Consider the following 13173-nt stretch of genomic DNA (forward strand, 5'->3'; position numbering starts at 1 on the left):
ATAATCAGGTGCAATATGTTCCCAGATTTCTTTTGCACGTTCCGAAATCGGATCATCTATTACTTTTCTTCGGTATTTTACAACCATGATCAGATGATAATACATCAAATATACTGAATGTGCATTACGATCCATCTTATCCATATAATCAGTCCTTTCTATTCTTTCGACTGATTATAGTATACCATACTTCACGATGTAGAACAAGTGTTCTGTATTCTTTTTCTGCAATTCATCTCCCACCTGTAGAGGAAGGAGAATTCTTGCTAACTTTTGTTAAAATTCTTTACATTTATTTTATTCAGATACATACTGCTCCTCCAGCCCCGCCTTTGTTTATCTATAATTGTAGCATTTTATATTATTACAAACAACAGTTTTCTTTTTATTATAATCTACTATTTCAATCAAAATATTGCAATCTTCTCCTCACTATTCCTAGCAACTACCAATGCAATAGAATCATCAAAATCACTCCTTGCTTCCATTGTTTACCATGTATCCTTTTGCTCATCCATCACCTGTATCGTATCTGCATTTACCAGATAGAAATCCACCAGTTCCTTTTCATAATTGCCGTCCGGATATACTTTTTCTAACACAAGTTCTTCACATGGATTGCCATCCGTATCTTTCTTCTCTCCATTATCATATAGACAATATTGGACCGTTACCATATTCCCGTCTTTTTCTTCCTGTCCTTTACTAATAACTGCATAGACTTCACCCTTAGCATTAGCCGTATAACTTATTACGCAATTTAATTTTCAAAGTTTTTCAAACTTTTTCGTACTTTTTCAAATTACATTTTCAGCATCAAAATCTTTTTCGTCGATCATATTTTTGTACAATCGGAAACGCCTTTCATCAAATATTTCCAGTATAGTTTTTAGTATATCTTCAACCTTTTTCTTCTTTATATAAAATAAAACAACTTGTTTGAACAAAATCATTTGTTTTTTCAATCAAGTTGTTTTTATCTGTTATACTTCGAAAACATAGATGCTATTTACTCACCATTTTGTTTTACAACCGCCTGCGGTGTACTATACCACACCTTCTGTTGCGCTTCTGTATCCTGTTTTAGAATTTTCCGCATCAACCGGCATATTTCTTCTACCTGGTCTTCCATCTTATTATCAAGCGTTCCATAGATTTCACCTGCCAGAATCTTCTGATGCATTTCTTCGCTGTTATTAATCCCTATAATTACCGGAAGTTTCAGCTTTTTCTCCTTATAATAGTCATACACCCCAAGTGCCATATCATCATTATTGCAAATAACCGCTTCAACATTCTGTATCGTTACTTCATCTAATGCCTCAAACTTTTCATACGCCAGCTCTCTCTTCCATTCAGCCAGAATATTTCCCTTCTGATTCAACGGAAGTGATACCCCTGCCTCCAGGAATCCGCTTGTTCTGCGGATTGCATCAAAATGTGACTCTTCTCCTTCTACCAGTACATAATCCAGCATTCCATTGCCATTCCAGTCGAGTGTTTTACTTTGTTTCTTCCAGAGAGCTTTTAACAGTTCTCCCTGCATCACACCGGCCGCTCTGGCATCTGTTCCTACATACCAGACATTTTTCGATATTTTCAGATCTTTTTCATCAATCTCCCTGTTAAATAAAATGACTGGTATATCTGCATCTTTAGCGTCATTCAGTACACTTGCCGCAGATGCAGGTTCCACCAGATTCACAAGCATCACATCATAATCCTGTGCATACATCTCCTGCAACTGCTTTTCCTGACGGCTGCTGATTCCTTCTGCATCATAGACATCATAAGATACTTTCTTCCCCTGCATCTTACTTTGTCCAATCTTATCTTCCAGTTCTCTGATATAGCTTTCCATAAATGTATCATTCCGGTCATATACCGCAATACCGACATGTATATACTGATCTTCTTTTTGCGGCATTTTCCATGCAATTACTAATCCGATCAGAAGGAGCAGCAAGATGAGCAGCAAAAGATTGTATTTATCTATTTTATGTTTTATACTGCTTTTCATCTTACTGTCACCTTGAAAGCAATGCATTATATTCACCGCTTTCTATCCTTTCTTTATCTAATTTCACTGGCTTTAGACAAATATTTTTCATCTCTTTTGTCTTCCCCTTCTTTTCTAACATCTGCATGCTTTCATAACCAAGTCTGTATGTATTTTCTACATAGATAAATGGTTTTTCCCCATTTCGCACCTGCTCCAGCACTCCATCTTCCACCGGCAGACGATATTGTTCCCTGCTGCTTTTTTCAATAGTTGCATAATATTTAAAATCATTCTGCATCATATCTGTCACAGCAAGAAGATCGTTTTTCTTATAACTGCCTTTCTCTTTTTCCAGATACAGTTCCGGATATACAAGCAGTACTCCCTTAGATCCATTCTCCGTTTCTTCTTTCAGAAGCTTATCAAATGTTTTTTCTGTCAGACTGCTTTTGTACCATACATCTAATTTCACATGTTCATCGTAAGCACAGTCACGAATTCCGTCTAACAGACCATGCAGATCTTTCTGACCATCTTCCGGCAGGATCACGGTAATCCTTATCCTTTTCTCTGTGTGATTCTGGTTTACCATCATCTTCATAGATACAACTGCGATCAAAAGAAGTAACAGAAGCAGCACTATATGTTTTTTTCTACTTTGCATCGTCGTTTTCCTCCATCTTTGGAATCGTAATCGTTGCAGTTGTTCCCTCATCCAGTTCACTTGTGATGGTTACTCCATATGCTTTTCCATAGATCAGCTGGATTCGTTCATTTACATTCCGTACGCCAATCCCTGATCCACGTTTACTCGAAATTACTTTGTTATGCATAATATGATCTATGGTTTCCTGTGTCATTCCAAGACCATTGTCTGCCACATCAATTCCGATATCTCCATCTTTATCATAGATCCGGATGGTAATCTCTCCATCCTCATACATTCCTTCCATACCGTGATATATAGCATTTTCAAGTAAAGGCTGAATAGACAATTTCGGACACAGATATTTTAACAACGCCGGATCTGCCTCTATCTGAAATTCAAACTTATCCTTAAAGCGGATATTCTGGATTGCCAGATAACTGGATGCATGTTCCAGTTCTTTTTCTAACGGAATCATCTCCTTCCCTTGACTTAACGAAACCCGGAAAAATTTGGCAAGCAAAGACACCATCTCTCCTGCTCCGTCATATTCCTCACTTCGTATCATCCAGATGATGGAATCCAATGTATTATACAGGAAATGTGGATTAATCTGTGACTGCAGTAACTTCTTCTCCATCTGCTGCCGCTCCCGTTCATTCTTACGGATCTCTTCCATCTGTTCCTGCAGTTTATCTGCCATGATGTTAAAATGTGCACTGAGATTCTTCAGCTCACCGATGCCTTCTTCTTTTGCCTTGATCTCATAGTTCCCTTTTCCGAACTCCTGCATGGTCTGAAGCAGCCGGTAAACCGGATTTGTAAAGGTTCTGAAAAGTAAAATATCCAGCAAAATTAATATCACACCAACCAGAAGAAGAGTAAACCACGCAACATAGTGCAGATTATAACTTTCAAAATCCAGACTGGACATCGAACTTACAAGTACCACATTCCATCCGGTATAGCCGATCTGCTGGCACGCAATCAGCCATTTTTCTCCACCTTTCTCTTCTATTCTGTAATTTTTACAGGCCATTGCCTCTTTTACAGTCTTTTCTTTGTAAATTCCTGAAACAATCTCTTTTTCAAACGGATGGTATAATAATTGCCGGTTTGTATCCAGAAGATAGCAGTAAGCTGATTTCTGACTCTTATAATGCATCAATACTTCATCCATAGAATCCGTATAATACTCCAGAAGCAATACTCCGGACTTCATATTACCATTTTCAACATATTCGATGTAACGGCTGATTTCATAAACGTATCTTGCCTTTTCCGGTTGTACCAGTTTCTTCTCCCCGTAATGAATGGTCTCAATATTTTTTTGTGTATTTTGAAACCAGTCTTCCTGCTTTACCTCCGACGTATTCGTATCCGGTAATTTTTCTGATTGCCACAGACTCTTTCCATCCGCATCGTAAATTGCAGCACCATATAGAACTTCTGTTTCCTGCACCATGCGTTGTTCCATTTCTTTTTGAAATATTTCAGTTCCCGTATCATACGTCCTGATATCCTGATAGTAAATCGAACTAACCAGTTCATTGATATCCTCAATTTCAGCTTCCAAATTCTGTGCCAGTGTTTTTTTCTGCTTTGATACCTTCTCAATGGTATCTTTTTGAAAATAACTGGAAAAATAATGTGAAAATAAAACCATGCAGCTTATGATACACACCGCAATGGAAACAGACATCACAAGAGGAAACACGATACGGATACTTACTTTTTTATCTTTCATCCGCATCTCCTCCCTGTTTTCTGTACTTTACCGGAGACATTCCACAATTTTTCTTAAATACATAGCTGAAATAATTCGGCTCCGGATATCCCACCATATTTCCAATCACCTGGCTCTTATAATCTGTCTGCAAGAGCAGTTTTTTTGCTTCTTCCATTCGTCGTCCGGTCAGATAATTCACAAATGTCCCACCAGTTTCCTGTTTGAAAATCTTCGAAAAATACGATGTACTGACATGCAGATCACCGCACACGGTCTCCACGCTCAGATCCGGATCCTGAAACTTTTCTTCTACAATCTTGCGCGCATGTTCCGCCAGGATCACATTATTATCAATCTGTTTTTTCTGGATCAGAGAACGAATCAATTCACAGTAATTAATTAACCAGTGATCCAGCTCTTCCCCCGTACTCAACGAAAGAATCTTCACAGCCATTTTCTTCGTTCCCGCAAATTCCATATCCGATCTAATCTGATATTTCTTATAGAATCTCGAAAATGAAAATGAAATCTCCAAAATCAGAACCTGATATTCATTCAACGAATACTGTCTTTTATGAAGCCATGCAATTAGATTTTCTACCTGGAACTTCAGCTCTTCTTCTGTACAGTGTGTAATATTTTTCCCTATATTTTCCACTTTTATATTCCAGTCTTCTCTTTCGTCCTGCACCGGCATAATATCGTTATAATATGTATAGCTTTCTTCCACTGTCACCAGATTATAATCCAGCGCTTCTAATGCCTGCCCATACAGCACCGGCATATCTTTAAGGCTTCTTCCGCTGACACTGATCCCGCATGAAATCCTGCTGTGAAAGATACGTTCGATCAGAACCTCTGCCTCGCTGATCGTTCTTATAATTCTTCCGATATCATGTCTTTTGTTGCTTCCCAGAATAAATACTTCATTATCGCTCATACCGAACTCATAGACATGTGCGATCTTTTCCAGTGCTTCTTTCAGAGTCTGCTTCACTGCCAGCTCACTTAATACATCTTTTTCTTTTCCCCCGCCTGTCTTCACTGCAACAACCGAATATACCTCATCTTTAAACTCCAGTTTCAGATTCTCAATCTGACTTTTTAACTCCTCTTCTTCCATCGGCTCTGTTACCAGACGGTTAAAAAATTGCTGCCGTAAAAGCGGAAGGCTTTCCATATAAGCATTCTCCAGACGTACCCTGTTCATCTTCTCATTATATTCTTTATCTAATTCTTCATGCATCTTTATAAGAAGTTTCTGCATCTCCTCATAGTCGATCGGCTTCATGATATATTCCGATACTCCATAACTGATGGCAAGTCTTGCATATTCAAAATCATCCCATCCGGAAAATAAGATTACTTTCGTATTCATATAGTCCTCATGGATATGTTTTGCTAGTTCCAGTCCATCCATGAACGGCATCTTAATATCGCTAATCACCAGATCCGGATGCACCTCTTCCATCAGCTCCAATGCTTCTTTTCCGTTCTGCGCAACTCCGGCTACCTTAAATCCAAGCCGTTCCCATTCAATACCTTTTTTCATGCCATACAGAATCTGCTGTTCATCATCTGCCAGAATAATACTAAATATCCTCACGCTTTTTCCTCATTTCCTACTTATCTTTGAAATCTTTTTAATTTTCCTCATTCGTGCATCTGCTTTCTTAAATTATATAATGCAGCTAAATATACGGCAACAAGGCAAGTTGATTTTCATCTCAAATCCAACTTGCCTCATGTTTATATGCCAAAGTATGCAATAGAAGCTGCCAGGTGACAGGTTCTATGTATTTCTTTTTTATGCTTCCTCTCCGGAACCATTAATCTTGGCTACCACTTTTTTCATAAACTCATCACTCAATTTATATTTGCTCTTATATACGATATATGCCAGAAGAACTCCGATTGTTGGTACAACACACATCAGTACACGGATAGAATTCTGTGTTGCCAGCGATTGTACTGCATTTGGTACATATCCTGTAAGTTCCAGTACAAATCCGATTGACAAAGAAGTAAATGCTGCCGTCAGTTTTACAATCAATGTCTGTAAGGAGAATATAACACCTTCATTTCTCGCTCCAAGAACATATTCCCCATAATCCACAACATCTGCAAGGAATACAGTCGCACATCCAAGTTCCAGACCTGTTCCTGTCTTAACAATCACACCTGCAATTGCTGTCAATGCAATATTATTCGGACATACAATACCAACAACAAGCAAAAGGATCAGACCAATTGGAGGAAGTACACATGCCATCAGGAATGCTTTCTTTCTGGATAATACCTTTGTTACCTTCGGGAAGATCAGAAGTCCGATTACTTCCGCAACGGATGCACTGATCATGAATGCAGATAACATTCCGGCGTTATTACATACATAACTAAAGTAATAAGTTGCCACTCCCATGATTGCCTGAATCGCTACATTATACAAAAGAATCAGTAATACTGCCCATCTTAACTGGTCATTCTTTTTAATAACAGTAAAGATGTCTTTGAATTTCATCTTGTCCTTTTTCTCAACATCATGCTGAATCTTTGGCAGATTGATGACACATACAGCCATTGTAAAAATAAATGTTGCTGCTATGATCAATGCAAATCTGTGATATCCTGTGTAATCACCACCAAGTCCTTTGATAATCTGTACACCGAATCCTGCGATAATCAGTGACTGTCCGATACTTGCAAAAATTCTTGGTAATACAGACACTTTTTCACGTTCCTGTGGATCAGAAGTTAAATTTGGGATTACTGACCAATACGGAATATCCATGATAGTATAAGTCATTCCCCATAAGATATATACAACTGTTGCAAAGATGCAAAGCTTCACGCCTGTCAGATGAAAATCTGTGAATACGATTACGAATACGAACGCATTGATCAACGTTCCAATCACAAGCCATGGAACAAACTTTCCAAACCGGCTTCTTGTATTATCTACGATCATTCCCATAAACAGGTCATTAAACGCATCCCAGATCTTTGCCACGAAAAACATCGTTCCTATAAATGCCGGTGCCACTTTAATGATATCTGTAAAGTAAATCATTGAAAATGTTGCGATCATCCCATATATTAAATCCTTACCTAATGCCCCAAATGCAAATGTGTATTTTACTCTTCCTGGAATCTTTCCCTGGTATACTACACTGCTTTTACTTTTGTTTTCCATTCCTCTTTACTCCTTCTTACATTTTTCTGCGCAGCTCTTTAGCATGATTAAAGTGTAACATTTGGATTTATATATGAACATTTGAAATCCTATTCAAAAAATATGAATTTCTATTTGATTAAAAACACCTTCTTGACTTTCCGAAAAGGTAAGTAGATAATTTGTTACAACATTTAATATAAAACTTAGGAGGATATGAATATGTACACGGCTTCAAAAGAAAGATATACAGCAATGGAATATAATCGTTGCGGGAAGAGTGGCCTGTTATTACCTAAGATATCACTCGGACTGTGGCACAATTTTGGAGATACAGCAAATTTTGAAAATATGAAGCAGCTTTGCTTTACCGCTTTTGATAACGGAATCACACATTTTGATCTGGCAAATAATTATGGGCCGGAACCTGGCAGCGCTGAAAAGAATTTCGGTCGTATTCTGAAAGAAGATCTTGGCGTTTACCGTGACGAACTAATTATTTCTACCAAAGCCGGATATGATATGTGGGAAGGCCCATATGGAAACTGGGGCAGCAGGAAATATCTTCTTGCAAGTCTAGATCAGAGTCTGAAACGGATGGGGCTGGAATATGTAGATATCTTTTATCATCACAGAATGGATCCTGATACTCCTTTAGAAGAAACAATGGGTGCGTTGGCAAGTGTGGTACAAAGTGGAAAAGCTCTCTATGTCGGACTTTCCAATTATGACGGAAAGACATTAAATGAGGCTACAGAGATTCTCAAAGAACTGCATTGTCCGTTTATCATTAATCAAAATCGCTACTCAATTTTTGACCGGACGGTGGAAAAAAACGGTCTGAAAGATATGACAGACAGATTACAGAAGGGTCTGATTACCTTCAGTCCACTCGCTCAGGGACAACTTTCCGACCGTTATTTGAACGGAATTCCTGACGACAGCCGTATCCGTACGGACGGAAGATTCCTGAAAGAAACCACTCTTGATAGTCATAGGCTGGAGCAGATTCGTAAGTTAAATAATCTGGCAGCAAAGCGTGGTGAAAAACTTGCAGACATGGCTCTTGGATGGCTTCTTCAGCACAAAGAAGTTACAAGTGTTCTGATCGGTGCCTCCAAGCCACAGCAGATTCTGGATAATGTCAAAGCCACTTCCTGTGCTCCATTTTCAGAAGAAGAATTAAAATTAATTGATGAAATCTCTCAATCTTAAATACCATACTCCCAAGTGTCTTATAAACCACAAGCAAGGACAGAAGCCTAAAATTGATTCTGTCCTTGCTTATTAATGACACATTCAGTCCATTTTTGTATGTACTTTCCATTATCAATCAAATTTAGTTTTTCTCCACAATACACTCAAGATTTCTTATATATTTAACGCAATAATTTTGTTAAAATAAATATATTTTGCATTGAAGATAATTAATAATACAATTTTTAAAAGGAAAGTGAGACAAAAAATGATAAAAGAACTATATGATTATATGAAAATATCTTATCCACTGAAAATTGTAGAAGATAAATATGAAGGCGGATTCGTGGTTTCTTACCCTGATTTACCTGGTTGTATAACTTGTGGAGACACTTTAGAAACCGCATTAGAAAATGCTATCGACGCTAAAAAAGCATGGTTTGAAGCTGTGCACGAAACTGATGTAGTATCAAGAGGTGGCTCATAAACGAGCCACCTCATATATATACTAAATACTCCCGACTTATTAATACTCTATGCTTCATATCCATTTGGATTCTGCGACTGCCATCTCCATGTGTCTGCGCACATTTCATCCAGTCCTTTTTCGGCTTTCCATCCAAGAACTTTAGCTGCTTTTGCCGGATCTGCGTAGCACATTGCGATGTCTCCGGCTCTTCTTGGTTTGATCTCGTATGGAATCTCTTTTCCGCATGCTTTCCCGAATGCTTTTACCATATCAAGTACAGAATATCCTACACCTGTTCCAAGGTTAATTACATCCAGTCCCGGATTGCTGAAGATGTAGTTGATTGCTTTTACATGCCCTTTCGCAAGGTCTACTACGTGAATGTAGTCACGGACTCCTGTTCCGTCCGGTGTGTCGTAGTCGTCACCGAACACGCCCAGTTTTTCCAGTTTTCCGACTGCTACCTGTGAAATGTATGGCATCAGATTGTTCGGGATTCCCTTTGGATCTTCTCCAATACGTCCGCTTTCGTGAGCCCCTACCGGGTTAAAATAACGAAGCAGGATCACGTTCATATCCGGATTTGCCTTCTGTAGATCTGTCATGATCTGTTCCATCATGGACTTAGTCCAGCCATATGGATTCGTGCACTGTCCTTTCGGGCAATCTTCTGTGATTGGCATCTCTTCCGGGCTTCCATATACGGTTGCGGATGAGCTGAATACGATATTTTTCACACCTGTCTGTTTCATAATATCCATAAGTGTCAGGGTTCCTGTTATATTATTACGGTAGTACTCTAATGGCTTCTGTACGGATTCTCCGACTGCTTTGAGCGCTGCGCAGTGAATAACTGCATTTACACTTTCTTTTTCGAACATTGCTTTTAAAGCAACTTCATCCATTACATCTCCTTCATAGAATGTAATGTGTTTTCCGGTAAGTTCTTCTACCCTCTTTAAAGATTCTTTTGATGAATTACAAAGATTGTCATATACAACAACTTCATATCCTTCGTTCAAAAGTTCCAATGCTGTGTGGCTACCGATATATCCAGCGCCTCCGGTAATTAAAATTTTCTTGGCCATCTTGATACCTCCTATTTCTTTCTACAACATTTCTAATTATATAAGTAGAATAACATCATGTACATACAAAAAACTCTACAGAATATACATTTTTTTCTTCTATAAACACTAATCTTCCTATCACATATTTGTTTTTCTACGTTTTAAAAACAACTTTTTCAAAATCTTCCATATTTAGGATAAACAATAAAAAATTTGGAGGTACTTATATGAACTATACACCTATTATCTCAAACGAACAAAATTTGGCTGCAAAGGATATATCGGCCAGAACACTCTCTGATTATCGTGAAATCATTCTGTCTCGCATTATTCCAAAGGAATGTATTATTGGCAACTTACAATTAACGCAAATTACCCCAAAAATTCTCAGCGAATATGTAGACTATTTAACTTACACGAAAAAATATGCCCGCGATACAATCGTAAAAACAATTCGTGTTGTACGCCATGCATTAGAATATGGTATTAAGCAAAATGAAATTCCCCTTTCTTCCGATGTTCTAATAGATTTCCGAGCTCCCTCTGAGAGGGCCGTATTAACCCATAAAAAGGAAATTCCGTTCTTAGACAAGGAAGATATGGATAAGTTATATATGGCTGCCGATACACCTATATAATTAAAGATCCCCCTAAAACACCTGCTGGCAGACGTTCCATACCACTAAGTGCAAGAGCGCAAGAAGCTATTGAATATTTTTCAGAACTTAATCCATCTCACACAGACGATGATCTTGTATGTATTGTAAGCCGGAAAAATCCTGGCATGAAAAATAGAGATAATCTTCGACGCTCTCTAAACATCATGCTCAAAAACGCTAACTGCTCTGTTCAAAAATGTGGATTACATGCATTAAGGCATTCTTTTGGCAGTCGTCTTCTTGAAGAAGGAACAGATATTAAAGTCGTATCCATACTTATGGGACATCAAAAAGTTAGCACAACCTACGACCATTATATTCATATAATTCGAAAAAGATTAGCAGAATCCGTTAAAATTTTCGATAACGACAGGTAATCTACAGAACATCATAAATTTTACCACTATTTTTTACCACATTTACCACCATTTTTACCACAACGCAAGAGTGATTTAGTGGTAAAACCTGATACAGCAAAAGAATTATCAGACATTTCCATATCATTCCTGACATAGGAAAAACCCCGTAAATCCGTAGTTTTTCACTGGTTTACGGGGTTTTCTTTGTAAGCTGCCTAGCGGAATCGAACCGCCGACCTCCGCCTTACCAAGGCGACGCTCTACCGACTGAGCCAAGGCAGCATGCATAAGTGATATGCAACAGTGATATATTACAATAAATGTATACCGGTTGTCAACTGGTATTTCAGATTTTCATCTTATTTTTCATCTTATGATATATCTGAACCGCTCCATTGCTATGCATTTTGCAATTCTTATCTTATATTTTTATTCTCTTTTTCCAGAATCTTCTGCGTCTTTCCCTTAATCCGCTGCAATGCATTATCTACAGTCTTCGGACTGCGGTCCAGAAGATCTGCGATTTTCTTATAATCGGTTCCCAGAAGATGCAGGTAGAGGACCCGTTTTTCAAGGTCACTCAGTTCCTGCTCAAGATTTTCTTCTATTCTTCTGGCCCTTTCCTGGCTCACCATCAGTTCTTCCGGATTGGTCTCCTGTTCGGCCTCCATCGTATCGATCAGTGAGCCCTGGCCATCTTCTTTTTCATATAATGATATATAGCTGTTTAACGGGCTATGCTTTTTTCTTTTTGATGCTTCGATAGCAGAATATAACTGTCTCGTCACGCAGAGTCTTGCGAAGCTGAAAAACGATGCTTCCTGATCCAGGTCATAATCCTGCACAGCTTTAAACAGACCGATCATCCCTTCCTGTATCAGATCATCTGTTTCACCGCCGAGCAGATACATGGCATTGGCTTCTTTACGGACCAGATTCTTATATTTTTCCATCAGATAGTCGATGATACCGGTCTCTCCTTCCCGGAGTTTGCGGATCAGCTGTTCGTCTGTCATCTGTTTATATTCTGTCATGTTTTTCTCCTTCTTGGCCCGTTCCCGGCAGTGTGCCCGAGAAAGGTTTTCTGCAAGATGTCTGTCACAATGGTGGCGGATTTACTGCATACGCTGTCTTACAATCTCATAAGCAAGTACACCTGCTGCCACGGAAGCATTCAAGGAATCAATATCTCCCTTCATCGGGATTCTTGCTGTAAAGTCACAGGTATCTTTTACAAGACGTCCTACGCCTTCTCCTTCATTACCAATCACAAGACCGATTGGCCCTTTCATGTTCACATCATACATCACATCTCCGTCCATATCGGCACATACGAACCAGAGTCCATTTTTCTTTAAGTCTTCCATCGTCTTTACCAGATTGGTTACTTTTGCAACCGGTGTATAATTCAGTGCTCCTGCAGAAGTTCTTGCAACCGTTGCGGTAAGTCCGACTGCTCTTCTTTTTGGAATGATCACACCATGAGCTCCTACCTGGTTTGCCGTACGGATGATTGCCCCAAGGTTATGAGGATCTTCAATGTTATCCAGAATGATCAGGAACGGATCTTCCCCTTTTTCTTCTGCAAGTTTTAACATATCTTCTACTTCCGCATACTCATATGCTGCCACACTTGCGATCACGCCCTGGTGTTTTCCAGTTTCTGATAACTGGTTCAGGCGGTCTTTTTCCACAAAGTTCAAGATTGTATCGTGCTTTCTTGCCTCACGGATGATGGATCTTACAGCTCCGTCCTGGCATCCATCTAATACATACAGTTTATCTACTGGTTTTCCGGAACGAAATGCTTCCATGACTGCATTTCTTCCTTCTATAATACTTTCATTTACTTTCTTATCGTGACTCATAT

The 13173-nt window shown here is 38.8% G+C and carries 12 protein-coding genes, 1 tRNA gene and 2 pseudogenes; 4 read left to right on the forward strand and 11 right to left on the reverse strand.

From position 1 onward, the window contains the following. The 7 genes from ACWJAF_RS11820 to melB all read right to left on the reverse strand — a co-directional run. A partial coding sequence (locus ACWJAF_RS11820; RefSeq protein ID WP_448864193.1) for a transposase occupies positions 1-144 on the reverse strand: 144 nt, incomplete at its 3' end. A gap of 347 nt (positions 145-491) precedes the next feature. Then, a complete protein-coding gene (locus tag ACWJAF_RS11825; protein ID WP_448864165.1) occupies positions 492-677 on the reverse strand; it encodes a hypothetical protein in 186 nt (61 codons plus the stop codon). A 332-nt stretch (positions 678-1009) separates the two neighbouring features. Beyond that, a complete protein-coding gene (locus ACWJAF_RS11830) occupies positions 1010-2020 on the reverse strand; it encodes a galactose ABC transporter substrate-binding protein (protein WP_448864167.1) in 1011 nt (336 codons plus the stop codon). A 7-nt stretch (positions 2021-2027) separates the two neighbouring features. Further along, complete coding sequence (locus ACWJAF_RS11835; RefSeq protein ID WP_296034121.1) at positions 2028-2666, reverse strand: hypothetical protein; 639 nt, start codon at positions 2664-2666, stop codon at positions 2028-2030. Continuing rightward, positions 2656-4395: a cache domain-containing sensor histidine kinase gene (locus tag ACWJAF_RS11840; protein WP_448864169.1), complete on the reverse strand. Its 1740-nt coding sequence runs from the start codon at positions 4393-4395 to the stop codon at positions 2656-2658. The genes ACWJAF_RS11835 and ACWJAF_RS11840 overlap by 11 nt, the downstream gene beginning before the upstream one ends. Continuing rightward, positions 4385-5983: a response regulator gene (locus ACWJAF_RS11845; RefSeq protein WP_448864171.1), complete on the reverse strand. Its 1599-nt coding sequence runs from the start codon at positions 5981-5983 to the stop codon at positions 4385-4387. The genes ACWJAF_RS11840 and ACWJAF_RS11845 overlap by 11 nt, the downstream gene beginning before the upstream one ends. Positions 5984-6184: 201 nt before the next feature. Further along, positions 6185-7570 carry a melibiose:sodium transporter MelB gene (gene melB, locus ACWJAF_RS11850; protein WP_448864173.1) on the reverse strand — a complete coding sequence of 462 codons (1386 nt, stop codon included), beginning with the start codon at positions 7568-7570 and terminating at the stop codon, positions 6185-6187. Between the two features lie 201 nt (positions 7571-7771). Here melB and ACWJAF_RS11855 point away from each other — a divergent pair, with 201 nt between their 5' ends. Together ACWJAF_RS11855 and ACWJAF_RS11860 are read left to right on the forward strand one after the other, a co-directional pair. After that, a complete protein-coding gene (locus ACWJAF_RS11855; protein ID WP_296092908.1) occupies positions 7772-8764 on the forward strand; it encodes an aldo/keto reductase in 993 nt (330 codons plus the stop codon). Positions 8765-9017: 253 nt separating this feature from the next. Beyond that, positions 9018-9212: pseudogene (locus tag ACWJAF_RS11860) on the forward strand (type II toxin-antitoxin system HicB family antitoxin); the annotation flags it as partial. Between the two features lie 68 nt (positions 9213-9280). On the opposite strand, the gene galE reads toward ACWJAF_RS11860, so the two are convergent. Beyond that, on the reverse strand, positions 9281-10303 hold the full coding sequence (galE, locus tag ACWJAF_RS11865; protein WP_296034102.1) for a UDP-glucose 4-epimerase GalE: 1023 nt from the start codon (positions 10301-10303) through the stop codon (positions 9281-9283). Positions 10304-10512: 209 nt separating this feature from the next. Here galE and ACWJAF_RS11870 point away from each other — a divergent pair, with 209 nt between their 5' ends. Continuing rightward, the gene (locus ACWJAF_RS11870) at positions 10513-10923 is read left to right on the forward strand and encodes a phage integrase SAM-like domain-containing protein (protein WP_448864176.1); all 411 of its coding nucleotides are present in this window, start codon (positions 10513-10515) and stop codon (positions 10921-10923) included. A gap of 38 nt (positions 10924-10961) precedes the next feature. Further along, positions 10962-11321 (forward strand): tyrosine-type recombinase/integrase, encoded by a 360-nt coding sequence (locus ACWJAF_RS11875; RefSeq protein WP_448864196.1) that lies wholly within the window; start codon positions 10962-10964, stop codon positions 11319-11321. Positions 11322-11512: 191 nt separating this feature from the next. On the opposite strand, the gene ACWJAF_RS11880 is transcribed toward ACWJAF_RS11875, so the two are convergent. The 3 genes and pseudogenes from ACWJAF_RS11880 to rlmB form a co-directional block, all read right to left on the reverse strand. Further along, positions 11513-11585: transfer RNA gene (locus ACWJAF_RS11880), tRNA-Thr, on the reverse strand. A gap of 134 nt (positions 11586-11719) precedes the next feature. After that, positions 11720-12346, reverse strand: a pseudogene (gene sigH / locus ACWJAF_RS11885) (RNA polymerase sporulation sigma factor SigH); the annotation flags it as partial. A gap of 72 nt (positions 12347-12418) precedes the next feature. Next, positions 12419-13171, reverse strand: a complete 753-nt coding sequence (gene rlmB, locus ACWJAF_RS11890; RefSeq protein ID WP_448864177.1) for a 23S rRNA (guanosine(2251)-2'-O)-methyltransferase RlmB — start codon at positions 13169-13171, stop codon at positions 12419-12421. Positions 13172-13173: the final 2 nt, after the last annotated feature.

Source organism: Dorea sp. (assembly GCF_977044405.1).

What these genes read in the sequence shown, in the direction of transcription:
- ACWJAF_RS11825 (WP_448864165.1), bottom strand. Translation starts at nt 677, where the DNA reads ATGGTAACGGTCCAATATTGTCTATATGATAATGGAGAGAAGAAAGAT.
- ACWJAF_RS11830 (WP_448864167.1), bottom strand. Translation starts at nt 2,020, where the DNA reads ATGAAAAGCAGTATAAAACATAAAATAGATAAATACAATCTTTTGCTG.
- ACWJAF_RS11835 (WP_296034121.1), bottom strand. Translation starts at nt 2,666, where the DNA reads ATGCAAAGTAGAAAAAAACATATAGTGCTGCTTCTGTTACTTCTTTTG.
- ACWJAF_RS11840 (WP_448864169.1), bottom strand. Translation starts at nt 4,395, where the DNA reads ATGAAAGATAAAAAAGTAAGTATCCGTATCGTGTTTCCTCTTGTGATG.
- melB (WP_448864173.1), bottom strand. Translation starts at nt 7,570, where the DNA reads ATGGAAAACAAAAGTAAAAGCAGTGTAGTATACCAGGGAAAGATTCCA.
- ACWJAF_RS11855 (WP_296092908.1), top strand. Translation starts at nt 7,772, where the DNA reads ATGTACACGGCTTCAAAAGAAAGATATACAGCAATGGAATATAATCGT.
- galE (WP_296034102.1), bottom strand. Translation starts at nt 10,303, where the DNA reads ATGGCCAAGAAAATTTTAATTACCGGAGGCGCTGGATATATCGGTAGC.
- ACWJAF_RS11870 (WP_448864176.1), top strand. Translation starts at nt 10,513, where the DNA reads ATGAACTATACACCTATTATCTCAAACGAACAAAATTTGGCTGCAAAG.
- rlmB (WP_448864177.1), bottom strand. Translation starts at nt 13,171, where the DNA reads ATGAGTCACGATAAGAAAGTAAATGAAAGTATTATAGAAGGAAGAAAT.